The following is a 23,821-nucleotide window of genomic DNA, read 5'->3' as shown; positions in this document are numbered from 1 at the left end:
TGGTGTCCCGCCAGTAGCGCGGTTTCATGATCAACGGGACACAGCGGCGGGCTCTTCTCGCACGTTGCCGCCACCATGTCCCGTTGATCATGGACCTCACCGGCGCGCTACGCCTCCTTGTACTTCCGGAGGTACTGCCCCGTCAGCGAGGTCGGATGGTTCAAGAGTTCGGCGGGGGTGCCGGTGAACACCACTTCACCACCCGCCTTGCCGCCGTCGGGACCCAGGTCGATCACCCAGTCCGAGTGCGCCACCACATCGAGGTTGTGTTCGATCACCACCACCGTGTTGCCGCGGTCCACCAGACCATCGAGCAGTGCGAGCAAGGTGTCCACGTCGGACATGTGCAGGCCCGTGGTGGGTTCGTCGAGCACGTAGACCGAGCCGGTGTTCTGCAGCTGGGTGGCGAGTTTGATCCGCTGACGTTCACCACCGGACAAGGTGCTCATGGCCTGGCCGAGACTCAGGTAGTCCAGCCCGACCTCGTTCATGGTGCGCAACTTGGCATTCAGTGCCTTCTCCGAGAAGAACACCAGCGCCTCTTCCGCGGTCAGCTCCAGCACGTCGGCGATCGACTTGCCGCGCAAGGTCAGTGCGAGCACGTCGTCGGAGAAGCGGCGGCCGTCGCAGGCGTCGCAGTGGGTGGTGACCGGATCCATGTAGGCGATCTCGGTGATGATCGCCCCGCGACCCTCACACTGCTTGCACGCTCCCGCGGAATTGAAGCTGAACAGCCCCGGCGACTCCCCGGTCGCCTTGGCGAACAGCTTGCGGATCGGATCCATCAAGCCCAGGTAGGTCGCGGGCGTCGACCGGGAGGAGGCGGCGATGGCCGACTGGTCGACGAAGATCGCCTCGGGGTGTTCGACCACGAACACATCCCGGATCAGGCTGCTCTTGCCGGAGCCGGCCACCCCGGTGATCGAGGTCAGGATGCCGGTCGGGATCCCGACGGTCACATCCTTGAGGTTGTGCAGATCGGCGTGCTCGATCAGCAACTCACCGGTGGCCGCCCGGAAGGTGTCCTTCACGCGGAACGGCCTGCGCAGCCCGGCGCCGGTCGGGGTGTCGGCGGCCCGCAGTTCGGCGAAGCTGCCCTCGAACACCACCTGCCCGCCGTGCAGGCCCGCGCGCGGCCCGACATCGACGACGTGGTCGGCGATCTGGATGACGTCGGGGTCGTGCTCGACCACCAGGACCGTGTTGCCCTTGTCCCGCAACGCCTTCAGCAGATCGTTCAACCGCCCGACGTCGCGCGGATGCAGCCCGACGCTCGGTTCGTCGAAGATGTAGGTCATCCCGATCAACGTGCTCGACAGATGCTTGATCATCTTCAGCCGCTGCCCCTCACCACCGGACAACGTCGAGGTCGGGCGATCCAGGCTCAGATAGCCCAGCCCGATGTCGGCGACCCGCTGCAGCGAGGTCCGGATCGCGGCGGCCAGCCCGACCGCGCCCGGATCGGTGATCTCGTCGAGCACCACCATCAGGTCGGTGATCTGCAAGCCGGCCCAGTCGGCGATATTGCGGCCGTTGATCTTCGTGGCCAGCGCCGCCGCATTGAGCCGGGCGCCGTGACAGGTCGGGCAGATCCCCTCGGTGAGGAACTGCCGCATCTGCTCACGGGTCTTCTCGCTCAACGTCGAGGTGTCGCGTTGCAGCCTGGTGCGGGTGAACTTGGTGGCGATGCCCTCGTAATTGGCCTTCCAGGTGCCCTTGGCGAAGGTCAGCTCCACCTTGCCGCCGGAGCCGTGCAACAGATCCTCGAACTCCTCGGCGGTGTAATCGGCGAGTTTCTTGTCCGGATCGAAGCGCCCAGAATTGCCGTAGAGCTGCCATTCCCCGCCGCCGACCCCGTAGCCGGGCAGCAGGATCGCACCCTCGTTGAGCGACTTGGTCCGATCCAGCAGCCGATCCGGATCCGCGCGCACCGTGATGCCGAGGCCGTCGCAGTCCGGGCACATACCCTGGGGCACGTTGAACGAGTAGTTGTAGACGAAACCCGCTGAGGGCGAACCGAATCGGGCGAACATCGCCCGCACCATCGAGAAGATGTCGGTCATCGTGCCCACCGTCGAGCGCGGGCCGCCACCGACGGGCTGCTGATCAATGATCACCGGCGCGGTCAGGTTCTCCATCGCCTCGGCGTGCGGGCGTTCGTAGCGGGGCAAGAAGTTCAGGATGAACGCGGGGAACGTGGCATAGAGCTGGCGCTGCGACTCCACCGCGATCGTGTCGAACACGATCGAGGACTTGCCGGACCCGGACACTCCGGTGAACACGGTGATCTTGTTCTTGGGGATTTCCAGCGACACGTCGCGCAGATTGTGCTCGCTGGCTCCCACGACCCGGATGACATCGGTGGAAACAGCGGATTCGGCAAAAGGCATACCGACACCTTGCCACCAGGTACCGACATTTTGCGCGGGTGATTGTGACGCAGATCACACTAGATTTTTACTGCGCCCCCTACCCTCGTGGCGTGCGTGACGATCCCTACTGGAACCACAACACCCACTACCACCGCTGGCTGCTGACGCAGATCCCCGCCGATGCCCGCACCGCGCTCGACATCGGTTGCGGCGACGGCCTTCTCGCCACCAAGATCGCTCGCCGCGGCCTGGCCGTGCACGGCGTCGATGTCGACCCCGCCATCCTCGCCACGGTGCCGGCCGCGCCGAACCTCACCGTCGCCAAGGCCGACTTCCTCGACCTCCCAGAGACTTTCGACTTCGTCACCGCCGTCGCGAGCCTGCATCACGTCCCGTTGCAGGACGGCCTCACCGCCCTGCAACGACTCGTCGCCCCCGGCGGCACCCTCGCCGTCGTCGGCCTCTGGAAGTTCGCCCTGCGCACCGACTTCCCGTATCTGGCGCTGCTGCCGGCCATCGTGGCCATCGACACCCTGCACCGGCCGAAACTGGCCGACCCCGACGCCGCGATGCGCGACCCGGACGAGACCTATCGCGAGATCCGCGCCGCCGCCACCGAAATCCTGCCCGGCGCCCGCATCCGCCGCCGCCCGCTGCTGCGCTACACCCTGCTCTGGCACAAACCCGCCCAGGTGACCCCTCGCTAGCGATACTCCGCCGCGATACAGTCGTGGTATGCCATCGTCTCGGGAGCCGAAAACGCGGAAGGTCACCGTCACGCTGCCCGAAGAACTCGTTGCGACGCTCGAGGGCTGGCGCGCGGGTGGCCGCATCGAGTCGGTGTCGGCGTTCGTGTCCGAGGCGGTCCAGGGCCGGATCAGCCGGGCGCAGTCGCTGGCCAAGCTCGAACAAGTCCTCGGTGGCCGCCCGCCCCTGGATCTGATCAACCGCGCCCGCGCCGTGCAGGGTCTACCGCCGTTATCCGAGGAGGAGGCTGGCAGTCCGCACGCCGGCGCCGCGTGATCTCCGCGGCCCTGGGCGGTGTCGTCTTCGACACCGCCGCCGTCATCGGGTTCGCCAACCAAGCCAACTACGCCCAGGCCGTCGTGTGGGCGACCGTGAACGCGGGCAACACCATCGTCGTGCCCGCCACCGTCCTCGGGGTGGCCCGCGCCCACATTCCCGCCGACCGGCTCGACATCCTCGCGGCGCTGCTCGAACTGCCACACACCATCGTCCCGGCCTTCGATCGCGCCGCCGCCGACCACCTCGGTGCCGCGCTCGCGGGCAGCTCCAACGCCGAAGCCCTGCTGCCTGCCGGTCACGCCACCCACGAGGCCATCGCCCGCGACTGGCCCTGTCTCACCGCACGCCCGAAAAAGCTGCGCCAGCTCGATTCCCGCGTCATCATCGACCCGCTGCCCTGACTGACCACCGCGACCGGGGCGCGGACCGCCTTCCAGCAAACATCCAGCCCGCGCCCGGCCGGCTCGGCGGCCATCGCGGAATTGTGTCGGGCACTCCCGCATTCCTGGTCCGTGAGCTATGACCTATGCCACTTCGCGAACGTCGGACGGACGCCATGCTCTCGATGGTTTCCCACTGGTGCCTTGAGCACTGATCGGTGCGTTCTTGCGTGATCACCGCTGGATAGACCACGGTCGGACGGGTGCCGTCGGGCTGCGATGGCACCCACATGCCGGGCCGACACAATGTCGGTTCGCCACCGGTGTCGCTGCCGACAGCGTTGTCGGGGCAGAGCTGAAGTCGCGGCGCCGACCGCGCATTCGGCCGCACCAGGCCACGACACGAAGGAGTCGCAGATATGGCTGAGCAACCCGCCATCGTTCTGGTTCACGGATTCTGGGGCGGTGCGGCCCACTGGGCCAAGGTCATCGTCGAACTGCACCGCCGCGGGTACGCCTCGCTGCACGCGGTGGAGAATCCGCTCACCTCGCTCGCCGAGGACGCCGAGCGGACGCGGAAAATGGTCGCGCAGATCCCGGGCCCGGTACTGCTGGTCGGGCATTCCTACGGCGGGGCGGTGATCACCGAGGCCGGCGACCTGCCGAACGTGGCCGGGTTGGTCTACCTCGCCGCGTTCGCTCCCGACGCGGGGGAAAGCCCCGGCCAGATCAGCCAGGAGCGACCTCCCGCGGCGTTCGACAATATCGCCGCCGATTCCGATGGCTACCTGTGGATCGCGCAGGACAAGTTCGGCGAGAGCTTCGCCCAAGACCTGCCCGAGGACGAAGCACTGGTCATGGCCGTCACCCAGAAAGCACCGCTGGGTTCGACTTTCGCCGACACGGTGTCCGCGCCGGCGTGGAAGCACAAGCCGTCCTGGTATCAGGTCTCCACCGCCGATCGGATGATCCACCCCGACAACGAACGTCGCATGGCGGCGCGAATGAATGCTCGCCAGATCCTCGAACTCGACGCCGGCCACGCCTCCCTGGCCTCCCAGCCCGGCCCGGTCACCGAGTTCATCGACGCCGCCGCCCGCGAGATCACCGCCCTGCGATAACAGGCCCCGCAGCACAGGCGGGTTGCAATGAAAGTTCACCCGAAGAGAGTGGGAATCGCCATGCGCACACTGTTCACCAGAACCACCATCGCCAGCGCTCTGATCGCCGGAGCCGTGATCACCGGTGCCGGAGCGGCCGGGGCCACCCCGGCGCCGCCCTCGCCCCAATGCTCGATCGTCAGCTATCCCCTGGTCCTGCTGATCGAGGCCACCGGCGGAGCCGCCAGTCCCCTACTGCCGCTGGCCAATTCCATCCAAGCCGCAGTCTGCCCATAGCCCGCGGACCGGCGACGGCCGGGCCCTGCGAGTGGACCATCGGCGTCGAAGACAGTCCCGCCCGCGTCGACGAACATCCCAGGTGGACGTGCCGGATCCGGACATGCCCCGCCGGGCTGCTCACCGGCGCGGGGCCGACGTCGGCCGGACCCTCGGTGCCGGCGGCCGATACCGCTGCGGCCAGTGCTGCGAGAGGCACTCGTTCGCGCGCCGCGTTGTGCACGAGGTTTTGCGATCGACGCTTCGGTATCAGAAGGTCAGCACGAGTCGCCCGAGCAACCCGCCTTGCCCGAGGCGCCGATGGGCGTCGGCGGCCTGATCGGCGGGATAGGTGCCGGACACGCGCAGCGCAAGGAGGTGGTCGCCGGCCAGGTCCGACAGGTGTTGGAGCTGGCCGGTGTGGTGGATGTGGTCGGTGATCACCGGGTGGGTGACCCTGATGCGCGTGTCGGCGAGGTCGAGTTCGGCGGTATCGCGCTGCCCGGGATTGCGCAGTACGGCGATCGTGCCGGTGCCGACGAGCGCGGGCAGCGCCTGCTGCTGAAGCAACGCGGCATCGAGGATGGCGTCGACCCCGCGCGGGCGCGCAGCCAGGACCGGGCGGGCGGGATCGGTGGTGTCGCGGTCGACAATGGTGTGCACGCCCAGCCTGCGCAGGGTGCCGATCTCCGCCGCGGCGGCATCGGCGATGACATGAAGTCCCCGCGTTCGCGCGAGCTGCACGGCGAAGCCGCCGACTCCGCCGGCCGCGCCGGTGACCCAGAGCGTTGCGCCCGCAGCCAAATTCAGCGAGTCGAGCGCACCGGTGGCGGTCAGGCCGTTGAGCGGCAAGGTGGCGGCTTCGACCGCACTGGCACCGATGGGGGCGGCCACCACCTGGTCGGCGTCGACAGTCACGTACTCGGCATAGGCGCCACCGGAGGCGCTGAACGGATCGACGATCGCGACGACACTGTCCCCGACCTGCACACGGGTATCGGCGCGAGATCCGACGGCGTCGACGACACCGGCGGCATCCATGCCGGGACGGCGCGGAACAGGGGTGTCGGGGCTGAAATAGGCGTCGTAGTCGCCCGCACGCACCATGAGGTCGTGCGGATTGACCGTGGCCGCGGCGACGCGGACGCGGATCTGGTTCGGCCCGACGCCGGGGACGGGCACCTCGACCGTGTGCAGAACCTCCGGCGGACCGTAGGTGTCGAAGACAATGGCTTTCATCAGGATGCTCCTGACAGGGCTCGGTTCCTTGTACGGCACAGGGGGGATTCGGCGCGCTCACCGGATCGTGGTGACTCCGCCATCGGCGATGAATTCCGCACCGGTGGAGTAGGCGGACTCGTCGGAGGCGAGATAGACCACCAGTGCCGCGATCTCCGCCGGCTCGGCGACCCGGCCGATCGGCCCGATCTGCGGGGCCAACACCTGTTGGGGCACATCGGCGATCATCGGTGTTCGCACGAGTCCGGGATGGATGGTGTTGGCGCGGATCCCGCGCGCGGCCATCTCGGCGGCCACGCTCTTGGTCAACCCGCGGACACCGAACTTCGACGCCGCGTACGCGGCGATTCCCGGACTGCCGACAAGCCCGGCCGTGGAGGAAGTGTTGATGATCGACGACGGCGCGGCACGCGTCAGCTCCTCGAGCGAGGCCTGGATCCCGAGCAGCGTTCCGGTGAGATTGACCGCCAGCACGCGAGTGAACTCGGGCTCGGTGAGCTCCTCGATCGACGCATGCAGCAGGATGCCGGCGTTGTTGACGAGCACATTCAGTGCGCCGAAGGCCGCGATCGTCGCCGAGACCGCCGCGTCCCACTCTGCTCGCGCAGTGACATCGAGGTGCACGAAACGTGCGTGATCGGCACCGAGTTCCCTGGCCAACGCCTGGCCCTCGTTGTCCTTCAGGTCGCCGATCACCACTTTGCCGCCGGCCGCGACGATCGCGCGGGCGTGCGCGGCGCCCAAGCCCTGTGCGCCGCCACTGATCAGCGCCACCTTTCCCGCAAGACGCTCGGTCATAGCATCCACCTCCTGGATATATGCACTTTTAGTGACTTTGTCACCATAAGTAACTAAGCTATGACCAGCAAGAACGCACCTACCAGTGGGTAAGGAACCTGATGGAAACGAATATGGTCTTCGATGGTGCGTCGACACCATCAGAGATGGACGTCACACAGGCAGGCACGCTCGCCCGCGAAGTATTCGTGGACATCGCCAGCAAATGGATGTTGCTCGTCATCAACGTGATCGGCGCGCGCACCGTGCGATTCGGTGTCCTGCTCAACGAGATCGATGGAATCAGCCAGAAGATGCTCACCCAGTCGTTGCGCAGCCTGCAACGAAACGGCATCGTCGAACGCACGGCTTATCCGACCATCCCGCCCCGCGTCGAATACCGCCTGACCCCCGCCGGGGTGAAGCTACGCGACATCGTCAACAACATCTGCGTCTGGACCTACGAGCACCTCGACGAGATCGAAGAAGCCCGGCGATCCCACCCCGCTCCGTAGGCACACCGGGGCCGCTGCCCGCAACCGCGCCGGGCAGCGTCACCGCCCGCTACGTCCGGTTCAGCGCAACAGCTCGATCACCGGCGCGAACTGCTCCATGCTGTGCTCGAGCACGGTGATGTAGCTGAAGCCATAGCGATCCCGGTGCGCGCGAACCCGCTCGGCGATCTCCTCGGGCGTACCGATCAACAACGTCGGCAACTCTTCGGGATGGTCAGCCACATCATCGGGCAACGCGGGACCGAACAACTCCAGCACCGCGGCGCGTTCCTCCGGCGGCACCACCCGCTGGATCAGGATGTTGAACTCCACGCTGTCGGCGCGCTGACCGAGCAGGCCCCGCACGTACTCGACCTTCTCGCCCATCTCGCCGATCCCGGCCAAGTGCAGCGGACCACCGTTCTCCGTCGCCGACGCGCCCGGGAACGCGATGATGTCGGCATGCTCGGCGGCCAGGCGCAGGAGCCGGTTACCCCAGCCCGCGAGCAGCAGCGGCGGCCCGGACGGCTGGGCGGGACGCGGCTGATATTCGGGGTCGGAGAACAGGGTGCGCAGCGTGGTGACCGTGCGGGCCAGGTGGTCGACGCGCTTGCCGCCGCTCTCGAAAGGGATACCCGCGGCCTCGAATTCGGCCTGCACATAGCCCGCGCCCAGGCCGATCTCCACCCGCCCGTCGGTCAACTGATCGGCACCGGCGATATCGCGGGCCAGCAGTACCGGATTGTAGAACGGGGCGTTGAGCACGAAGGTGTTCAACCGCACCCGTTCGGTCGCCTCGGCGGCCAGGATCATCGACGGGAACGGCGCGGGACACCCCAGATGATCGGCCACCCCGATCACGTCGTAACCCAGTTCCTCGGCCCTGCGGCACTTTTCGATCCAGTAACCCCGGGAGTCCGGCGCCACCATGTTGACACCGAACCGGAATGCACGCTGTGCGGTCACACCGTCCTGTCTACCAGCAGGCGGCGCGGGGCACCGCAAGCCCGGCCATCCCGGCGGCGGTCCCCGATCTGCCCTACAGTGGACGCCAGAGATTTGCTGCTCTCCCGCTGATGCTCCGCCACCTGATCCGAGAGGGGTAACCAGATGACTGAGCTAGATCCCGTGGTGCAGGAATTCGTGGACGCACTCAACGCCAACGACCAGGACCGGCTCTTCGCCGCGCTCACCGACGACGCGACCATGTCCGACGACGGCAAGGAACGCAATGTCCGGCAGTGGACCGACTCGGAAGTCTTCGGCAGCAACGGCCACATGCAGGTCGAGTCCATCGGCGACGGCGGCACCGAACTCGTCGCCGACTACACCAACTCCCGCTGGGGCTCCATGCGCACCAGCTGGCGCTTCACCGTCCGCGACGGCAAAGTAGCCCGCTTCGAGACCGGCCAAGCGTGACCGTGCGCCGAGATCCGCACCCTGTCTCGGGATCCGCACTGTGGTGGGGCTCCCGAGATGAGGTCCTCGGTGCGGCCTTGCCCGCGCGGTATCGATCTTGACATCCTGAACCTCGTGTTCGACGCGCCCCGTTACGGAACGGGCTCCCTGGCTGATGTGTTCCCTTCGCTGCTCGCCGGATTCGGCGTGCCCGGCGAGACCGATCGGCTCGGGCTGGGCATTACCGCAGACCGGGTGTGCGTGCTGCTCATCGACGGGCTCGGCGCGCACGCACTGGCGGCCAACCCCGCTGCGGCACCGTTCCTGTCGGGCCTGGCCTCGACCACGCTGACCGCCGGCTTCCCGAGCACCACCGCCACCAGTCTCAGCTCCCTCGGCGTCGGCGTGCCACCCGGCGAACACGGCATCGTCGGCTACCTGCTGCGGGTGCCCGGCCAGGACCGCCTCGTCAACGCGCTGCGCTGGCAGCTGCACGGCGACGGCCAACGAGTCGACCTGCTCCGCGAACTGGTGCCCGAGCAATTCCAGCCCACCGCAACGGTATTCGAACGCGCCGCGGCCCACGGGATCACCGTCACCCAGGTCGCACCGAACTACCAGAACGGTTCCGGACTGACCCGGGCGTCGCTGCGCGGCTGCGAGTTCCGCCCCAACTTCTCCATCGGCGACCTGATCGACGGCATCGGCACCGCGATCCGCGCGGGCAGCCGTTCCCTGGTCTACGCCTACCACGCCGATCTCGACACCACCGGGCACGTGCGCGGACCGTCCTCGGCGGCCTGGCTGCTCGAACTCGCCCACGTCGACCGCCTCGCCGCCGAGATCGCCGAACGGTTGCCGCCCGGGGCCGCGCTGCTCGTCACCGCCGACCACGGCATGGTCGAACTCGACGAACGCATCGACTTCGACAACCACACCGAACTACGCACCGGCGTACAGCAATTGGGTGGCGAACCCCGGGTACGCCATGTGTATACCGAGCCCGGCGCTACCCCCGACGTCGCCGCCGCCTGGCGCGACATCCTCGGCACCGACTTCGCCGTACTGTCGCGCGCCGAAGCCATCGACCGCGGCTGGTTCGGCCCCGTCGTCGCCCCGCACATCGCCGACCGCATCGGTGACCTCGTGGTCGCCGCCCGCGGCACCGGCGGCATCATCCGCAGCGGCGCCGAACCCATTCAATCGATCATGCTCGGCCACCACGGCTCCCTCACCCCCGCCGAACTCGGCGTCCCACTGCTCACGTTCCGCTGCTGAACGAGAGGTGATCCGGGACTGGTGTCGCGGCACCGCGATGACCAGGAACAGACGGCGCCCTGCCGAACCTGCCCCCACCGCGCGACCCGCCGAGCCCAGGCCGAGACACGCGGACGGTCCGTGGCTCTAGGCTGGACGCGATCACGCGGACGGCCGCGCGACGAAGCATCCAGGAGGAGCACATGAACGCCACGCTGTCACGGACCGGACGGACCGGCCTCGCGATCGCGGCGGTCGCGCTGATGCTCGCCGGCTGCACCGACGTCCAGCGCGCCCTCAACCGCGGCGGCGACACCCCGTGCAACGAGTACGTCAAGCAGAACCAGGACGAAAAGCGCATGACGATCACCAAATTCGTCAAGCAGCAGACCAACGACGAGCGCGAACCCGCGGGCACCGTCGTCGACGCGACCATGGTCTCGGTCGACCTGCTGTGCGGCGGCCAGCGCAACGCCGAAACCCCCATCAAGAACGCCGACGTCGCAGGCATTTTCATCAACAAGTGACCCGTTCCGGCAGTCGATGCAACGCCGCATCGACTGCCGATCAGGGGGCCGGGTGTGCGGCCAGCCAGTCGTTGGCACGTTTGCGCGATGCCCGCGACAACCACGCATCCTGAACGACCTCGGACAACTCCCGATAGGTCAGCTCACCGATTCGACTGCCGCGCACCAGCACCGACGGGTGACCGTCGAAATGCGCGGTAGTGAAGAACGGCGAACGCGGATCCTGCACCAGCGCCTGCTTATCCGACTCCGAGGGCACCCAGATCACGATCACATCGCTGTAGCGTTCCCCGGTCTCGGCATCGAACGCATCCGGACGTGGCGTGCGAAAGAACACGAAAGACTTACCGCCGACCTGATACACGGCGTTGCCACTCGGCCCGTCGACCCGTGTCACATACGGCATGGCCGACGCCAGTTCGTGCACGTCGGCGACCCGGGCCCGCCGCGAAACGGTAGCCATCCCAGCAGCATAGCGACGCACCCCGACACCGCCGCGAACGCCGGCCGCGCATACTGTTCGCGGCGAACGCACCCGCCACGCCGAGGCGACACGGCCCCAACCAATGGGGACCGTTCGGTTTGCCGTTAATCCCTCCCGTTCCGGTCGTGCGTACGCCAGAATGAGAGAGCGAATGTGAGCTCACACGACGATGGGGTTTCCCAAGGTGGCACAGTTCCGCACCCTGACCCAACAGCGGGCCGAACTGGAGAAGGAATGGGAGCGCTGGGCTACGGCTCCGAGTATCGCCACGCCCCCGCCCCGAACGACCTTGCTACGCACCGACGTCGCCCGCTCCTGGCAGCGTTCGCTGCACAGCGTCGACCCGTCGGTCACCGTCGCGCCCGGCCTCGACGACATCAGCGACACCTGGGCGCGCTCGCCACTGCGCACCCCGATCACCGAACTGTCGAGTGACCTGCGCGGCATCACCGAGGACGCGGGCTATCTGGCCGTGGTCACCGACGCCGACGGCACCATCATGTGGTCCTGCGGCGACCGCACCCTGCGCAGGCAGGCCGAGAACGTGAACTTCGCCCCCGGCGGCTGCTGGGACGAATCCCACATGGGCACCAACGGGCTCTCCCTCGCGCTGCACGACGACCGCGCCTGCTCGGTGTTCTCCGCCGAACATCTCGTCGCCGCCCTGCACGGCTGGGTCTGCTACTCCGCACCCATCCACGCCCCCGACGGCAGCCAGGTCGGTGTGCTCGACCTGTCCAGCTCCTGGGACCGCTCACATCCGGCCGTGATGACCTCGGTGCGGGCGCTGGTGACCGCCGTGGAAACCATGCTGCGCGTGGCCGAACCCGCGCCGACCCCGGGCGTGCGCCTCGAATGTCTTGGCACCGCACGGCTGATCCGCGACGGCCGCCCGGTCCCGCTGCCGCCGCGCCAGCTCGAGATCCTGGCGCTGCTCGCCCTCGAACCCGACGGCTTCACCCCCGAGCAACTGCACGCCGCCGTCTACGGCGACCGTGCGGTGTCCACGAGCACCCTCAAAGCCGATGTCTCGCACCTGCGCCGCGCCACCGGCGGCGAGATCACCAACCGCCGCTACCTGTTGACCGGGCCGGTCGCCTGCGATGCGGTGGACTTGCTGGCCGCCGTCGCCGCCGGGGACACCACCTCGGCGGTGTGGCTCTACCGCGGCCCGCTGCTGCCCGGCTCGGACACCCCCGGCGTGGTGCAGTGGCGCGCGTATCTCGATGTGGGCGTGCGCAATGCGGTGCTGGCCAGCGACCGCGCCGAACACGCGGTGGCCTTCGGCGAACGCGCACCCGGCGATATCGAGGTGCACGAGCACGCGCTGCGGCTGCTGCCCCTGGACGACGTGCGCCGCGCCGTGGTCGCTGCCCGGTTGCACACCGCGATGCACAGCTGAACCCCTCGTGCGCGAGGTTGACCTGCGCACACCAACCTCGTACCAACCTTCACCGGTCATAGTGGCCCTCTCAGAGTGATTCTGTGAGGAGCGAGTGTCATGATCTATGCCAGACCGGGGTCCGACTCCGGCATCGTCAGCTTCGCCACCCGCTACGACAACTTCATCGACGGCGACTGGGCCCCGCCCATCGAGGGCCGCTACTTCGACAACGCCTCCCCGGTGGACGGCGAAACATTCTGTGCGGTGGCCCGTTCCAGCGCGGCAGACATCGACCTGGCCCTCGAGGCCGCGCATGCCGCCGCCGGCCGGTGGGGCGCCACCTCGCCCGCCCAGCGGGCGACCATTCTCAACAAGATCGCCGACCGGATCGAGCGCAGCCTCGAACCCCTCGCCGTCGCCGAAACCTGGGACAACGGCAAACCGGTCCGCGAATCACTGGCCGCCGACCTACCGTTGGCCGTCGACCACTTCCGCTACTTCGCCGGCGCCATCCGCGCTCAGCAGGGCCGGGTGGCCGAGATCGACAGCGACACCGTCGCTTACCACTTCCACGAGCCGCTCGGCGTGGTCGGCCAGATCATCCCGTGGAACTTCCCGATCCTGATGGCCGCGTGGAAGATCGCACCCGCCTTGGCCGCGGGTAACTGCGTGGTGCTCAAGCCCGCCGAGCAGACCCCGGCCTCGATCCTGCTCGTCATCGAGCTCATCGCGGACCTGCTGCCGCCGGGAGTGCTCAACGTGGTCAACGGTTTCGGGTTCGAGGCCGGAAAGCCGTTGGCTTGCAGCCCGCGGGTGGCGCAGCTGGCCTTCACCGGCGAGACCACCACCGGGCGGCTGATCATGCAGTACGCCAGCGAGAACATCGTCCCGGTCAACCTCGAACTGGGTGGCAAGAGCCCCAATATCTTCCTGCCCGACATCATGGCCGCCGACGACGCGTTGCTGGACAAGGCGATCGAGGGTTTCGTGATGTTCGCGTTCAATCAGGGCGAGGTGTATGCCTGCCCGTCGCGCGCGCTGATCCACTCCTCGATCTACGACGAGTTCCTGGCCCGCTGTGTGGCCCGCACCGAGGCCATCATCGGCGGCGACCCGCTCGACGACACCACCATGATCGGCGCCCAGACCACCAATGAGCAGTGCGAAAAGATCCTGTCCTACATCGACATCGGCAGGGAGGAGGGCGCCCGCGTCCGCACCGGTGGAGAAGCACGCAAGGTCGACGGACTGCCCGGCGGCTGCTACATCCAGCCCACCGTCTTCGAGGGCGACAACACCATGCGGGTTTTCCGGGAGGAGATCTTCGGACCGGTGGTCGCGGTGACCCGGTTCGACACCGTCGAGGAAGCGGTGCGCATCGCCAACGACACCTTCTACGGTCTGAGCGCCGGCGTGTGGACCCGAGACGGCAGCACCGCCTACCGGATGGGCCGCGCCATCAAAGCGGGCCGGGTCTGGACCAACTGCTACAACACTCACCCGGCGCACGCCGCGTTCGGTGGCTACAAGAAATCCGGCATCGGCCGCGAGAACCACAAGATGATGTTGGACCACTATCAGCAGACCAAGAACCTACTGGTCAGCTACTCGCCGACGAAACTGGGGTTCTTCTGATGCAGCAATATCGAACCCATCGGATCGCCATCACCGAACGGGCCCGGACGGTGCTGCGGCAGTTGATCCAACACCACGGAGCCGTGCTGTTCCATCAATCCGACGACGACACCGCACCGATGTGTTTTCCGGTGCGCGAGTTCCGGATCTGCGGCGCCGACGTGCTGCTCGGTCACCTGCCCTGGCACACCGAATTCTGGATGAGCGCCGACCAATACGAGGTGTGGAAGCACACCCACCTGACCGTGGACGTGGTGGACGGGCGCGGCAGCGGCCTGTCGCTGGAGGCGCCCGACGGGGTGCGCTTCGTCATCCGGTCCCGGCTGCTCACCGATCAGGAAGCGGCCCTGTTGCCGCCGCCACGCACCGGCGCCGATCGGCTGACCTAGAGACCACCGGGATACTCCGAGCCCGCACCATCGAACCGGACGATCGCGCGGGGCGGGCCAACCTCCGCACTCGCCGCGCGCGGGCGGACCGGCGCTCCTCGGAGAAAACCGGCGGCGGCGTCCGCCGGGTGGGCGCACGACCACCCGGCGGACGTCGACATCAGCGACCGGGCAGGAACCGCAGGCTGCGCGCGACGGTCATCAGGAACCGCTGCCACTTGTCCTGCGAAACCAGCGGCGGCGCATCCAGATTCAGGAAACGGGTGACCACCACGGTCTGCGGTTCGGTGAACTTGAGCAGCCCGTCGGGGCCGTGCCTGCGCCCGACCCCGGAGATCCCCATGCCGCCCATCGGCGCGGCGGTGCTGCCCCACGCCGGGGCGTAGCCTTCGTCGACGCACACGGTGCCTGCGTGCAGTTGCGCGGCGATGCGCTCGCCCTCGGACTTGCTGGCCGCCCACACGCTGGCGTTGAGGCCGTATTCGGTGTCGTTGGCCAGGCGCACGGCCTCGTCGACGGTGTCGACCGGGTAGATCGAGACCAGCGGGCCGAAGGTCTCGTTGCGCCCGCACTCCATCTCGTCGGTCACCTCGGCGAGCACGGTCGGTTCGAAGAACAGCGGACCCAGATCCGGGCGGGCCTTACCGCCGGCGAGCACCTTCGCGCCCTTGGAGGTGGCGTCGGCGACGTGCTTGGTGACGGTCTCGAGCTGCGCCTCGGAGATCAGCGAGCCGATGTCGGCCGAATAGTCATAGGCCGCACCGAGTTTCGCGGCATTGACGGCGGCGACGAACTTCTCGGTGAACTCCTCGGCGATCGCGCGCTCGACATAGAGCCGTTCGATCGAGATACACAGCTGCCCGGCGTTGGAGAAGCACGCGCGCACCGCGGCCTTGGCGACCTTGTCCAGGTTCGCGCCCTTGGCCACGATCATCGGGTTCTTGCCGCCGAGTTCGGCGGAGAAGCCGATCAGCCTGCGCCCGCACTGCTCGGCCAGGGTGCGCCCGGTCGCCGAGGAGCCGGTGAACATCAGGTAGTCGCAGCCCTCGACGATGGCGGTGCCGACCACGGTGCCCGGGCCGGGCACCACCGCGAGCAGATCGCGCGGCAGGCCCGCGCGGTAGAGCAGCTCGGCGTTGGCCAGCGAGGAGAACGGGGTCTGGCTGTCGGGTTTGACCAGCACCGCGTTGCCCGCGATCAACGCCGGGATCGAGTCGCCGATCGAGAGCAGCATCGGATAGTTCCATGGCGCGACCACACCGACGACGCCCTTGGGCTGGGTGCGCACCGAGGTGCGGTTGAGCACCGGGAACGCACCCGGCACGCTGTGCGGGCTCAGCAGTTTCGCGGCGTTCTTGGCGAAATAGCGGGCCGCGAAGATCAGGCCCATGATCTCTTCCTGCGCCGCCCAGCGCGCCTTGCCGGTCTCGGCCTGCACCACGTCCATCAGGAACTCGCGGTGCTCCACGATCAGCGCCCGATACCGTTCCAGCACCGCGGCGCGGTCGGCGACCGAGCGTGCCGCCCAGCGGGCCTGCGCGGTCCTGGCCTTCTCGAACGCCGCGGCCACGTCCTCGGCGGTGCCCACCGGCACGCTGCCAAGCGGGTGACCGGTGAAGGTCTCGGCAATGGTCTTGCGCGAGCGGTCTTCCGGGCGCTCTATCGCGGCCAGCGCGCTCAGACGGTCGAAGACTGCGGCTTCGGGCGCGGGCATCGTTGCCTCCTACAGGTGTATATCGATGCGATCTTGTGTAACCGAGAGATACACACAATCTACGCCGGACCGGGCCTAGTCAGAAGTCATTGCCCTTCACATCGTGCCCGATCGTCGCCCATTCGGCCCGAAATGTCGCTTATTCGCGGTCGGCGCGGCAAAGTCAATTCCAGTCCCACTCACCGGGACACAACGGACAGGCGGTCCGTTTTGTGGTTTAGGTTGTCCCGATGTTCAGAGCGAGGCTCGGGGTTCGTACGCGGATCCTGGCAATCGCGCTCATTCCGAGCTTGACTCTGCTTGTAGTCGGCGTGGGCGCAGCGGGGTACCTGGTAGCCGAAGGGACGACGGCCCGAGAGTGGGCGGTGCAGAACCAGAAGGCGATCCCGCACACCAGGGAGTTGATGGAGGCGGTCCAGCAGGAACGCCGACTGGCCCTGGCCCAGCTCGCCGGTGACGACACCGTGCCGCCCGCACTGGCCGCCGCGCGGATCCGCCTCGACGGCGCGATGCGCGGGCTGATCGAGATCTCGGCCGGGCTGCGCGCGGTCGACGACTCCAAGATCGGCGACGACGTCGCGGGCTTCAACACCCTGCTCAGCCAGATGACCCAGGTGCGGATGGCCACCGACGCAGGCCAACTGCAACCCTCCGACGCCTACATGTTCTACAACCGGCTGCTCGACGTCATCTCCGTCGGCACCGAAATCGCCGAGCAGACCGCGCCCGACACCGAGATCGGCGTCGCGATCGCCGACGGCATGCGCTTCCTCAACGCCGCCGAGGCGATGGCCCGCAGCAACGCCCTGGGTGTCATGCTCGCCACCAACGACGGCCCCGCCGCCATCCCGATCGAAGAGTTCCTGCGCCAAGTCGGCTTCTACCACACCGAAATCGGGTACCTGGCCAGCGAACAAGGCGCCGCCAGCGCCCAGCACGACCGGCTGCAGAAGCTCACCGGAAGCAACGCCTGGCAGCAGCTGTCGCTGATGGAAACCGCACTCGCGCAACGCTCTCTGGCCGCGCAGGCCAACGCCGCGAACAGCTCGCCGAGCAGTTCGTCGAGCAGCAGCAGTTCCTCCAGCAGCAGCAAACAGCAGCCGCTGCCGATGACCACGACGGAGTGGCAGAACGCCGCCGCCGAAGTGAACCGCACCCTGATCGATGTCTGGATCTCGCAGAACAAGCACGCCCAGGAACTGGCCGAGGACAAGGCCAACACCTCCGCCGCCAACTCGCTCTACGCAGGCGGCGGCGTGCTGGTGGTCAGCATCGCGGCCTTCCTGATCGCGCTGGTGCTGGCCAACCGGATCATCCGCAGGCTCAAGCGGCTGCGCAGGCAGACCTTCGCCATGGCCGACGAACGACTGCCCGAGACCATGCGCAGGCTCAACGAGGGCGAAATCATCGACCCCGCAGCCGAAACGCCGGTCCTGGACTTCGGCCACGACGAGATCGGCCAGGTCGCCCGGGCGTTCCAGCACGCGCACGCCGCCGCCATCGGCGCCGCGGTCGCCGAGGCCCGCACCCGCGAGGGCGTCAAGGCGGTCTTCCTCAATATCGCCCACCGCAGCCAGATCGTGGTGCACCGCCAGCTCGAGATCCTCGACGAAGCCGAACGGCGCCAAGAGGATCCGGCGCTGCTCGACACCCTGTTCCGGCTCGACCACCTGGCCACCCGGGAACGCCGCAACGCCGAGAACCTCACCATCCTCGGCGGCGGCCAGCCAGGCAGGCAGTGGCGCAACCCGGTCCCGCTGATGGACCTGGTACGCAGCTCGGTCGGCGAAACCCTGGACTACGCACGGGTTCGGGTCTCGCGACTGCCCGAGGTGCACGTCGTCGGCACCGTCGTCGCCGACCTCATCCACCTGCTCGCCGAACTCGTCGACAACGCCACCGCCTTCTCCCCGCCGCAGTCGCGCGTCGAGGTCAGCGGCAACGTGGTCGGCAAGGGCGTGGTCACCGAGATCAGCGACCAGGGCATGGGCATGCCCGAGTCCGAACTCACCCGGCTCAACGACATGCTGCGCACCCCACCGGATTTCGGTGTCGCGGCCCTGTCGGCGGACTCGCGCCTCGGGCTGTTCGTGGTCGCCCAGCTCGCCGTGCGCCACGGTGTCACGGTGCGGCTCTCCGAATCCGATTACGGTGGCATCAAAGCGATCGTGCTCATCCCCTCGGTCCTGATCGTCACCGACTCGGTGCCCGCACAGACCCCGGCCGAGCTCACCGACCCCGGCCGGCGACGGCGCATGACGGCCCCGACGCCAGAACCCGTCGAATCCAGCCAGCCCGCAACGGGTGCGGTCGCGACACTGGCGATCGAATCCCCGCCGCCCTACGGCCCACGCCCACACCAGCCCCCCGTGCCGCGCCCCGACGGCGACGGACGCCCCGCCCTGCCCCGCCGGAGCAGGCAAACCAATCTGGCCCCGCAACTGGCCGAACCCGCGCCCGAGCAGCCCGCCGCCCCGGCGCCGCCCGCCCGGTCCGCCGAACAAGCACGCGATCTGATGTCCGCCATCGAGAACGGGACCAGGCAGGGCCGACGCTCCGCTGTGGTCTCGGACGAACAGGAAGGTTAGGAGTGTCCGCTTCTCCTACAGGTGATCTCAATTGGTTGCTCGACGATCTCGTCGACCGGCTGGCCGGGGTGCGCCACGCGGTGGTGCTGTCCACCGACGGACTGTTACTCGGCCGCTCCAGCGCGATGACCCGCGAAGACGCCGAACACTTCGGCGCGATGTCCTCGGCGCTCTACGGGCTCGCGCGCAGCGCGGGCAACCGATTCGACGGCGGCGGGGTCCGCCAGGCCGTCATCGAACTCGACCGGGCCGTGCTGTTCGTCACCTCCGCCGGTGACAACGCATGCCTTGCGCTGCAAGCGATCGAGTCCGCGAACCTGGGCATGGTGGCCTACGAAATGAACCTCACCGTGCAACGTGTCGGCACCTATCTGTCCACCACGCCACGGCGTGATCTCGTCGGACAGGGCGAGTCGAATCTGCCATGACGCACCCGCGTGAGCCCTGGTTCGACGAGGCGGCAGGCCCGCTGGTGCGCCCCTACGCGGTCACCCGCGGGCGCACCAGCGCGGCCGGCCCCGAACTGGACATGCTCACGTCGGTGGTCACCGACGAATCGGCGAGCCCGCTGCGCCGAATGGAACCCGAATACGCCGATATCCTTCGGCTGTGCCGTGTTTCGCAATCGGTGGCCGAAGTGTCGGCACAGTTGCGTTTACCGCTCGCGGTGACGAAGATCCTCGTCGGCGACCTCATCGGCGACGGGCAACTCATATTCCGTGCTCCCGTACCGACGGAAGCCGGGCCCGAAGACCTCAACATATTGCGAGCGGTACTGGATGGAATCCGAAAACTTTGACCCCAGCGGCACGCCGCACCTGGCCGCCTCGGTCAAGATCCTCGTCGCCGGCGGCTTCGGCGTCGGCAAGACGACCATGGTCTCGGCGATCAGCGAGGTCGCGCCGCTGCGCACCGAAGAGCTGATCACCGAGGTCAGCACCGGCGTCGACGATCTGTCCGGCGTGGAATCGAAGACAACGACCACGGTCGCCCTGGACTTCGGCAGGCTCACCATCGACCGAGACCTGGTGCTGTATCTGTTCGGCACGCCGGGACAGGACCGCTTCTGGTTCCTCTGGGACGAACTGGCCCGCGGCGCCCTCGGCGCGGTCGTGCTGGCCGACACCCGCCGCCTCGGCAATTCCTTTGCCGCCGTGGACTTCTTCGAACGGCGCAGGCTGCCGTTCATCGTCGGCGTCAACTGCTTCGACGGGGCACCGGTCTACACCATCGACGAGGTGCGCGACGCGCTCGATCTCGACCCGAGCACGCCGGTACTGCTGTGCGATGCCCGCGACCGCGGCTCGTGCAAGCTGGTCCTGATGACGTTGGTGGAGCACCTCATCGAGCGGGTGCAGCCGTCGGCGGTCACCACCTGAGCGCCCGCCCCGGCCGTCGGAGCTGCCGGGGCGCAAGCCTTTTCACCGGGTCACACCTGGCTCAGCCAGACGAAAAACAGCAGCACACCCAGGGTGCACAGCACCACCGTCACCGGTATCGGCCAGCGGGAGCCCGCCCGGCCGAGCACCGCGCGCGCCAGTCGCACCTGTAGCGCGCCGAGCATGGTCAGCAGCAGCAAACACACCGGCGGCAAGCCAAGACCCAGCAGCGCGTGCACGGCCCACGCACCGGCCAATGTGGGCCCGCCCCAGGAGTTCTCGTAGTCGTCGGAGGCCACCAGCGGGTACAGGACGCCGCGCACCATGGCGAGCACGGCCAGGAACGCCACGAACCAGGTCACCAATCCCAGTGCGCCACTGAGCACCCGGTGCACCGTGGCACGCACTGCCAAACGGTCACGCGGAGTGATGGGTTCGCCGAGCAGTCGCCGAGGAACGCGTAGTCGCGGGGCGACCGGGCCGACCGCTAGGGGAAGCGCCCACAGGGCGTACGCCGCCCCGCGCAGCCAGGCCGGGAACACACTCATATCGCCGACCGTAGCGGGTTGTGCCGGTGGCTCAGCGCAATCGGCCCGCATCCACCAGATCGTCGAACAGCAACTGATCCACCGGCGGCACCAGCGCCCGATCGGCGTAGCTGAACCACGCCATCTCCTCGATCTCGCTACTGGCGGCGAGGGTGCCGCGATAGTCGGCGGTGTAGCAGCTCATCCGCACCACCAGACGTTCCGCTGGTGCGTGCACCGCCTCGTAGGTGCCGACATGCGCGACTGTTTCGGGCAGCAGCGCGACGGTGAGTTCTTCCTCGATCTCGCGCACGAGCGTCTCCAGATCGGTCTCGGTGCCTTCGCGCTTGCCGCCGGGGATGTAGAACACATCCTTGCCGCGCGGGCGCGCACACAGGATCCGCCCGCCCTCGATCCGCACCCATGCGACTGTGTCGATCAGCTGCCCGTCCACCCCCGCACCCTAACCAGTGACGGACCGGGCACTCAGAGCGACACCGGCGAATTGCGTGCGGCACCGCGGCGGTCGGCAGCGCCGCGGTGCCGCGGCTGTGCACCCCCGGCGCCTGGGGCGGCAGTGTACTCCGTTTGGGGCGAGGAAATTCAGTGTCTCCTCCGGGGAGTGCGCCACTATGGTGAACCGATGACGTCGGTCAAACAGATCCAAGTCACTTTCGACTGCGCCGAACCCGAGCGCGTCGCCCGCTTCTGGTCGGAGGTGCTGGGCTACGAGCACCAAGGGACGGCAGCCGTCGATCCCACGGGAGTGGGCCCGCGCCTGTACTTCCAGCGCGTGCCCGAGGGCAAAGTGGTCAAGAACCGGGTGCACCTCGATGTGCGGGTCGGCACCGGGCTCGTAGGGGCGGAGCGCGTGGCCGCCCTGGAGGCCGAGTGCGCACGACTGATTCCGCTCGGCGCGGTACGCCTGCACCTGCTGGAGGCCGATGAGGACAACGAGTCCTGCCTGCTGATGCAGGACATCGAAGGCAACGAGTTCTGTCTGGACTGAATGGACCCCGAGTTCTGGCACGTCCGGTGCCCGGCAGTGACGAAACTGCCGGGCACCGAACGTCTTTCTAGGTCACCGGCTCAGCCGCTGGAAACGACGCACCGCCAGCGGCAGGAACACCGCCGTGAGAATCAGCGGCCACACCGCGCCCATCAGCAGCGCATGCTGCTCGATCCAGGAATCGCCACTACCCGACGGTGAACCGAACAGCTCACGCGTGGCCGCGACCGTCGAGGAGATCGGATTCCACGAGGCGATCACGCCCAGCCAGCTCGGCATCAGCTGCGGCGCAACGAAAATGCTCGAGATCATCGTCAGCGGGAAGGCGACTGCGAACAGCCCGCCCGCCGCCTCCGGATTCGGCACCATCAGACCCAGCCACACCCCGACCCAGATCAGTGCGAACCGCAACCACAGCAACAGCGCGAAAGCCGCCAGCCCACCGAGGATGCCGCCCTCGGGACGCCAGCCGATGACCAGCGCGGTGAGCATCAGGATCGTCAGCTCCGCGCACGCCACGATCAAATCGGTGACACCGCGCCCGGCCACCACCGCCGACGGCGCCATCGGCATCGAACGGAACCGATCGATGACCCCCTTCGTGGCGTCGTGCACCATCACCGTCGCGGTGTTGATGAACCCGAACGCCATCGTCATGACGAACATGCCCGGCATCAGGAAGTCCCGGTAGTCACCGCCGCCCGGCACCGTCATCGCACTGCCGAACACATACCCGTACAACAGCACCGACAGGATCGGGAAACCGAGCTGCCAGGCGATGTTCACCGGCATCCGCTGATAGTGGGTCAGCCCGCGCCGCACCACATTCCAGCTGTCCGCGACCGCCCAGTACGCCCGCGACCGCGACTTCGCCGGGGTGAGATCCATGGTTGTCATCATCAGGCCGCCGCCTCCGTGCTCGTGCGATGTCCGGTCAGGTGCAGGAACACGTCGTCGAGGCTGGGCCTGCGCAAGCCGATGTCCTCGACCGTGATTCGTTCGTCCTGCAAGGTGCGCGCCACCTCGGTGAGCGCACCGACGCGGTCGGCGACGGGTGCGTGCACCCGGCGCAGTACCTCGTCGATGTCGGGTTCGCCGTCACAGACCCGCGCCACCAGCTTGGCCACCGCGGGGAGGTCGACGGCGTCGGCCGCGATCACCTCGATGAGGTCGCCGCCGATCGTGTTCTTCAGCCCGTCCGGGGTGTTGTCGGCGATCGCGCGACCCTGATCGATCACGGTGATCCGGGACGCGAGCTTGTCCGCCTCCTCCAGGTATTGGGTGGTGAGCAGGACCGTGGTGCCGTCGGCGACCAACGCGCGCACCGACTCCCACACCTCGCCTCGGCTGCGTGGATCCAGCCCGGTCGTCGGCTCGTCGAGGAAAAGCACCTCCGGTGCCAGGATCATCGAAGCCGCCAGATCCAGTCGGCGTCGCATGCCGCCGCTGTAATCGCCGACTCCCTTGTCGGCCGCGTCGACGAGGCCGAACTGGGCCAGCAGTTCTTCGGCCCGTTGTCGGGCGCGCTTGCCGCCCAAATGGAAGAGCCTGCCGAACATCTCCAGGTTCTGCCGCCCGGTGAGCACCTCGTCCACCGCCGCGTACTGACCGGTGAGCCCGATGCGGGCGCGGACCGCACGCGGCTCCCGCGCCACATTCAACCCCGCCACGGTGGCGTGGCCCTCATCGAGCCGGATCAGCGTGGACAGGATGCGCACCGCCGTGGTCTTGCCCGCGCCGTTCGGCCCGAGTAGCCCGTGCACCGTGCCGCGGCGCACGGTCAGATCGAAACCGTCCAGGGCGCGTTTGTCCCCGTATCTCTTCCCCAGACCCTCGGCGAAGACCGCGTATTCGTTCACTCAAACC

27 protein-coding genes are annotated in these 23,821 nt (G+C 67.9%); 17 read left to right on the top strand and 10 right to left on the bottom strand.

The features are described from left to right. Window positions 1-107 precede the first annotated feature (107 nt). Entirely contained in the window at window positions 108-2,390 is a 2,283-nt protein-coding gene (locus tag DMB37_RS01210; protein ID WP_135231043.1) for an excinuclease ABC subunit UvrA, read from the bottom strand. A gap of 92 nt (window positions 2,391-2,482) precedes the next feature. Here DMB37_RS01210 and DMB37_RS01205 point away from each other — a divergent pair, with 92 nt between their 5' ends. The 5 genes from DMB37_RS01205 (at window position 2,483) to DMB37_RS01185 (ending at window position 5,175) form a co-directional block, all read left to right on the top strand. Continuing rightward, window positions 2,483-3,079: a bifunctional 2-polyprenyl-6-hydroxyphenol methylase/3-demethylubiquinol 3-O-methyltransferase UbiG gene (locus tag DMB37_RS01205; protein WP_135231042.1), complete on the top strand. Its 597-nt coding sequence runs from the start codon at window positions 2,483-2,485 to the stop codon at window positions 3,077-3,079. 28 nt (window positions 3,080-3,107) lie between these two features. Further along, window positions 3,108-3,395 carry a hypothetical protein gene (locus DMB37_RS01200; protein WP_135231041.1) on the top strand — a complete coding sequence of 96 codons (288 nt, stop codon included), beginning with the start codon at window positions 3,108-3,110 and terminating at the stop codon, window positions 3,393-3,395. Further along, entirely contained in the window at window positions 3,392-3,799 is a 408-nt protein-coding gene (locus tag DMB37_RS01195; RefSeq protein WP_135231040.1) for a hypothetical protein, read from the top strand. The genes DMB37_RS01200 and DMB37_RS01195 overlap by 4 nt, the downstream gene beginning before the upstream one ends. Before the next feature lie 398 nt (window positions 3,800-4,197). Continuing rightward, window positions 4,198-4,899, top strand: a complete 702-nt coding sequence (locus tag DMB37_RS01190; RefSeq protein ID WP_135231039.1) for an alpha/beta hydrolase — start codon at window positions 4,198-4,200, stop codon at window positions 4,897-4,899. A gap of 60 nt (window positions 4,900-4,959) precedes the next feature. Then, window positions 4,960-5,175 (top strand): hypothetical protein, encoded by a 216-nt coding sequence (locus DMB37_RS01185; RefSeq protein ID WP_135231038.1) that lies wholly within the window; start codon window positions 4,960-4,962, stop codon window positions 5,173-5,175. Window positions 5,176-5,424: 249 nt separating this feature from the next. Here the strand turns inward: DMB37_RS01185 and DMB37_RS01180 are convergent, their stop codons facing one another. Both DMB37_RS01180 and DMB37_RS01175 read right to left on the bottom strand, forming a co-directional pair. Then, window positions 5,425-6,393, bottom strand: coding sequence for an NADP-dependent oxidoreductase (locus DMB37_RS01180; RefSeq protein WP_135231037.1), 969 nt, complete (start codon window positions 6,391-6,393; stop codon window positions 5,425-5,427). Window positions 6,394-6,450: 57 nt separating this feature from the next. Beyond that, window positions 6,451-7,191, bottom strand: coding sequence for an SDR family oxidoreductase (locus tag DMB37_RS01175; RefSeq protein WP_135231036.1), 741 nt, complete (start codon window positions 7,189-7,191; stop codon window positions 6,451-6,453). A gap of 101 nt (window positions 7,192-7,292) precedes the next feature. Between DMB37_RS01175 and DMB37_RS01170 the strand changes: the two genes are divergently transcribed. Next, window positions 7,293-7,685, top strand: coding sequence for a helix-turn-helix domain-containing protein (locus DMB37_RS01170; RefSeq protein WP_240772184.1), 393 nt, complete (start codon window positions 7,293-7,295; stop codon window positions 7,683-7,685). A gap of 60 nt (window positions 7,686-7,745) precedes the next feature. Here DMB37_RS01170 and DMB37_RS01165 read toward each other — a convergent pair whose 3' ends face one another. After that, the gene (locus DMB37_RS01165; protein WP_135231035.1) at window positions 7,746-8,630 is read right to left on the bottom strand and encodes an LLM class F420-dependent oxidoreductase; all 885 of its coding nucleotides are present in this window, start codon (window positions 8,628-8,630) and stop codon (window positions 7,746-7,748) included. Between the two features lie 144 nt (window positions 8,631-8,774). On the opposite strand from DMB37_RS01165, the gene DMB37_RS01160 reads away from it, so the two are divergent. From DMB37_RS01160 to DMB37_RS01150, 3 genes are all read left to right on the top strand, one after another. Continuing rightward, window positions 8,775-9,083, top strand: coding sequence for a nuclear transport factor 2 family protein (locus DMB37_RS01160; protein WP_135231034.1), 309 nt, complete (start codon window positions 8,775-8,777; stop codon window positions 9,081-9,083). A gap of 114 nt (window positions 9,084-9,197) precedes the next feature. After that, the gene (locus DMB37_RS01155) at window positions 9,198-10,340 is read left to right on the top strand and encodes an alkaline phosphatase family protein (protein ID WP_206055152.1); all 1,143 of its coding nucleotides are present in this window, start codon (window positions 9,198-9,200) and stop codon (window positions 10,338-10,340) included. Window positions 10,341-10,522: 182 nt separating this feature from the next. Further along, a complete protein-coding gene (locus DMB37_RS01150; protein WP_107656676.1) occupies window positions 10,523-10,846 on the top strand; it encodes a hypothetical protein in 324 nt (107 codons plus the stop codon). A 40-nt stretch (window positions 10,847-10,886) separates the two neighbouring features. On the opposite strand, the gene DMB37_RS01145 is transcribed toward DMB37_RS01150, so the two are convergent. After that, the gene (locus DMB37_RS01145; RefSeq protein WP_135231032.1) at window positions 10,887-11,309 is read right to left on the bottom strand and encodes an MmcQ/YjbR family DNA-binding protein; all 423 of its coding nucleotides are present in this window, start codon (window positions 11,307-11,309) and stop codon (window positions 10,887-10,889) included. A 190-nt stretch (window positions 11,310-11,499) separates the two neighbouring features. Between DMB37_RS01145 and DMB37_RS01140 the strand changes: the two genes are divergently transcribed. From DMB37_RS01140 to DMB37_RS01130, 3 genes are all read left to right on the top strand, one after another. Beyond that, window positions 11,500-12,732 carry a transcriptional regulator gene (locus DMB37_RS01140; protein ID WP_135231031.1) on the top strand — a complete coding sequence of 411 codons (1,233 nt, stop codon included), beginning with the start codon at window positions 11,500-11,502 and terminating at the stop codon, window positions 12,730-12,732. A 99-nt stretch (window positions 12,733-12,831) separates the two neighbouring features. Beyond that, window positions 12,832-14,349: an aldehyde dehydrogenase family protein gene (locus tag DMB37_RS01135; protein ID WP_135231030.1), complete on the top strand. Its 1,518-nt coding sequence runs from the start codon at window positions 12,832-12,834 to the stop codon at window positions 14,347-14,349. Then, complete coding sequence (locus tag DMB37_RS01130; RefSeq protein WP_107656672.1) at window positions 14,349-14,738, top strand: DUF779 domain-containing protein; 390 nt, start codon at window positions 14,349-14,351, stop codon at window positions 14,736-14,738. Before DMB37_RS01135 ends, DMB37_RS01130 begins: the two co-directional genes overlap by 1 nt. A gap of 160 nt (window positions 14,739-14,898) precedes the next feature. Here DMB37_RS01130 and DMB37_RS01125 read toward each other — a convergent pair whose 3' ends face one another. Beyond that, window positions 14,899-16,452: a succinic semialdehyde dehydrogenase gene (locus DMB37_RS01125; protein WP_135231029.1), complete on the bottom strand. Its 1,554-nt coding sequence runs from the start codon at window positions 16,450-16,452 to the stop codon at window positions 14,899-14,901. Between the two features lie 230 nt (window positions 16,453-16,682). Here DMB37_RS01125 and DMB37_RS01120 point away from each other — a divergent pair, with 230 nt between their 5' ends. The 4 genes from DMB37_RS01120 to DMB37_RS01105 are packed head-to-tail and all read left to right on the top strand — an operon-like array spanning window position 16,683 to window position 20,419. Beyond that, window positions 16,683-19,040 (top strand): nitrate- and nitrite sensing domain-containing protein, encoded by a 2,358-nt coding sequence (locus tag DMB37_RS01120; RefSeq protein WP_135231028.1) that lies wholly within the window; start codon window positions 16,683-16,685, stop codon window positions 19,038-19,040. A 2-nt stretch (window positions 19,041-19,042) separates the two neighbouring features. Beyond that, entirely contained in the window at window positions 19,043-19,468 is a 426-nt protein-coding gene (locus DMB37_RS01115; RefSeq protein ID WP_107656670.1) for a roadblock/LC7 domain-containing protein, read from the top strand. Then, window positions 19,465-19,839: a DUF742 domain-containing protein gene (locus tag DMB37_RS01110; protein ID WP_107656669.1), complete on the top strand. Its 375-nt coding sequence runs from the start codon at window positions 19,465-19,467 to the stop codon at window positions 19,837-19,839. The genes DMB37_RS01115 and DMB37_RS01110 overlap by 4 nt, the downstream gene beginning before the upstream one ends. Continuing rightward, on the top strand, window positions 19,820-20,419 hold the full coding sequence (locus DMB37_RS01105; protein WP_107656668.1) for an ATP/GTP-binding protein: 600 nt from the start codon (window positions 19,820-19,822) through the stop codon (window positions 20,417-20,419). The genes DMB37_RS01110 and DMB37_RS01105 overlap by 20 nt, the downstream gene beginning before the upstream one ends. Before the next feature lie 50 nt (window positions 20,420-20,469). Here DMB37_RS01105 and DMB37_RS01100 read toward each other — a convergent pair whose 3' ends face one another. Beyond that, window positions 20,470-20,967 carry a hypothetical protein gene (locus DMB37_RS01100; RefSeq protein ID WP_135231027.1) on the bottom strand — a complete coding sequence of 166 codons (498 nt, stop codon included), beginning with the start codon at window positions 20,965-20,967 and terminating at the stop codon, window positions 20,470-20,472. A 31-nt stretch (window positions 20,968-20,998) separates the two neighbouring features. After that, window positions 20,999-21,400, bottom strand: coding sequence for an NUDIX domain-containing protein (locus DMB37_RS01095; RefSeq protein ID WP_135231026.1), 402 nt, complete (start codon window positions 21,398-21,400; stop codon window positions 20,999-21,001). 189 nt (window positions 21,401-21,589) lie between these two features. On the opposite strand from DMB37_RS01095, the gene DMB37_RS01090 reads away from it, so the two are divergent. Further along, entirely contained in the window at window positions 21,590-21,955 is a 366-nt protein-coding gene (locus tag DMB37_RS01090) for a VOC family protein (protein ID WP_135231025.1), read from the top strand. Window positions 21,956-22,027: 72 nt separating this feature from the next. Here the strand turns inward: DMB37_RS01090 and DMB37_RS01085 are convergent, their stop codons facing one another. Both DMB37_RS01085 and DMB37_RS01080 read right to left on the bottom strand, forming a co-directional pair. Then, entirely contained in the window at window positions 22,028-22,855 is an 828-nt protein-coding gene (locus DMB37_RS01085) for an ABC transporter permease (protein ID WP_240772182.1), read from the bottom strand. Further along, window positions 22,855-23,814 (bottom strand): ATP-binding cassette domain-containing protein, encoded by a 960-nt coding sequence (locus tag DMB37_RS01080; RefSeq protein WP_135231024.1) that lies wholly within the window; start codon window positions 23,812-23,814, stop codon window positions 22,855-22,857. Before DMB37_RS01080 ends, DMB37_RS01085 begins: the two co-directional genes overlap by 1 nt. Between the last annotated feature and the right edge of the window lie 7 nt (window positions 23,815-23,821).

This window comes from Nocardia sp. CS682 (assembly GCF_004634405.1).
Taxonomy (GTDB): domain Bacteria; phylum Actinomycetota; class Actinomycetes; order Mycobacteriales; family Mycobacteriaceae; genus Nocardia; species Nocardia ninae.
Note: the sequence above shows the minus strand (reverse complement) of the source record. Positions and strands in the feature narration are given on the sequence as shown.

Bases quoted from the DNA above. Each gene is read 5' to 3' on its own strand.
- DMB37_RS01180 (WP_135231037.1), bottom strand. From the start codon at position 6,393: ATGAAAGCCATTGTCTTCGACACCTACGGTCCGCCGGAGGTTCTGCAC.
- DMB37_RS01135 (WP_135231030.1), top strand. From the start codon at position 12,832: ATGATCTATGCCAGACCGGGGTCCGACTCCGGCATCGTCAGCTTCGCC.
- DMB37_RS01150 (WP_107656676.1), top strand. From the start codon at position 10,523: ATGAACGCCACGCTGTCACGGACCGGACGGACCGGCCTCGCGATCGCG.
- DMB37_RS01130 (WP_107656672.1), top strand. From the start codon at position 14,349: ATGCAGCAATATCGAACCCATCGGATCGCCATCACCGAACGGGCCCGG.
- DMB37_RS01145 (WP_135231032.1), bottom strand. From the start codon at position 11,309: ATGGCTACCGTTTCGCGGCGGGCCCGGGTCGCCGACGTGCACGAACTG.
- DMB37_RS01200 (WP_135231041.1), top strand. From the start codon at position 3,108: ATGCCATCGTCTCGGGAGCCGAAAACGCGGAAGGTCACCGTCACGCTG.
- DMB37_RS01185 (WP_135231038.1), top strand. From the start codon at position 4,960: ATGCGCACACTGTTCACCAGAACCACCATCGCCAGCGCTCTGATCGCC.
- DMB37_RS01100 (WP_135231027.1), bottom strand. From the start codon at position 20,967: ATGAGTGTGTTCCCGGCCTGGCTGCGCGGGGCGGCGTACGCCCTGTGG.
- DMB37_RS01120 (WP_135231028.1), top strand. From the start codon at position 16,683: ATGTTCAGAGCGAGGCTCGGGGTTCGTACGCGGATCCTGGCAATCGCG.
- DMB37_RS01175 (WP_135231036.1), bottom strand. From the start codon at position 7,191: ATGACCGAGCGTCTTGCGGGAAAGGTGGCGCTGATCAGTGGCGGCGCA.
- DMB37_RS01170 (WP_240772184.1), top strand. From the start codon at position 7,293: ATGGAAACGAATATGGTCTTCGATGGTGCGTCGACACCATCAGAGATG.
- DMB37_RS01090 (WP_135231025.1), top strand. From the start codon at position 21,590: ATGACGTCGGTCAAACAGATCCAAGTCACTTTCGACTGCGCCGAACCC.
- DMB37_RS01140 (WP_135231031.1), top strand. From the start codon at position 11,500: ATGGGGTTTCCCAAGGTGGCACAGTTCCGCACCCTGACCCAACAGCGG.
- DMB37_RS01125 (WP_135231029.1), bottom strand. From the start codon at position 16,452: ATGCCCGCGCCCGAAGCCGCAGTCTTCGACCGTCTGAGCGCGCTGGCC.
- DMB37_RS01160 (WP_135231034.1), top strand. From the start codon at position 8,775: ATGACTGAGCTAGATCCCGTGGTGCAGGAATTCGTGGACGCACTCAAC.
- DMB37_RS01210 (WP_135231043.1), bottom strand. From the start codon at position 2,390: ATGCCTTTTGCCGAATCCGCTGTTTCCACCGATGTCATCCGGGTCGTG.
- DMB37_RS01190 (WP_135231039.1), top strand. From the start codon at position 4,198: ATGGCTGAGCAACCCGCCATCGTTCTGGTTCACGGATTCTGGGGCGGT.
- DMB37_RS01110 (WP_107656669.1), top strand. From the start codon at position 19,465: ATGACGCACCCGCGTGAGCCCTGGTTCGACGAGGCGGCAGGCCCGCTG.
- DMB37_RS01105 (WP_107656668.1), top strand. From the start codon at position 19,820: ATGGAATCCGAAAACTTTGACCCCAGCGGCACGCCGCACCTGGCCGCC.
- DMB37_RS01085 (WP_240772182.1), bottom strand. From the start codon at position 22,855: ATGATGACAACCATGGATCTCACCCCGGCGAAGTCGCGGTCGCGGGCG.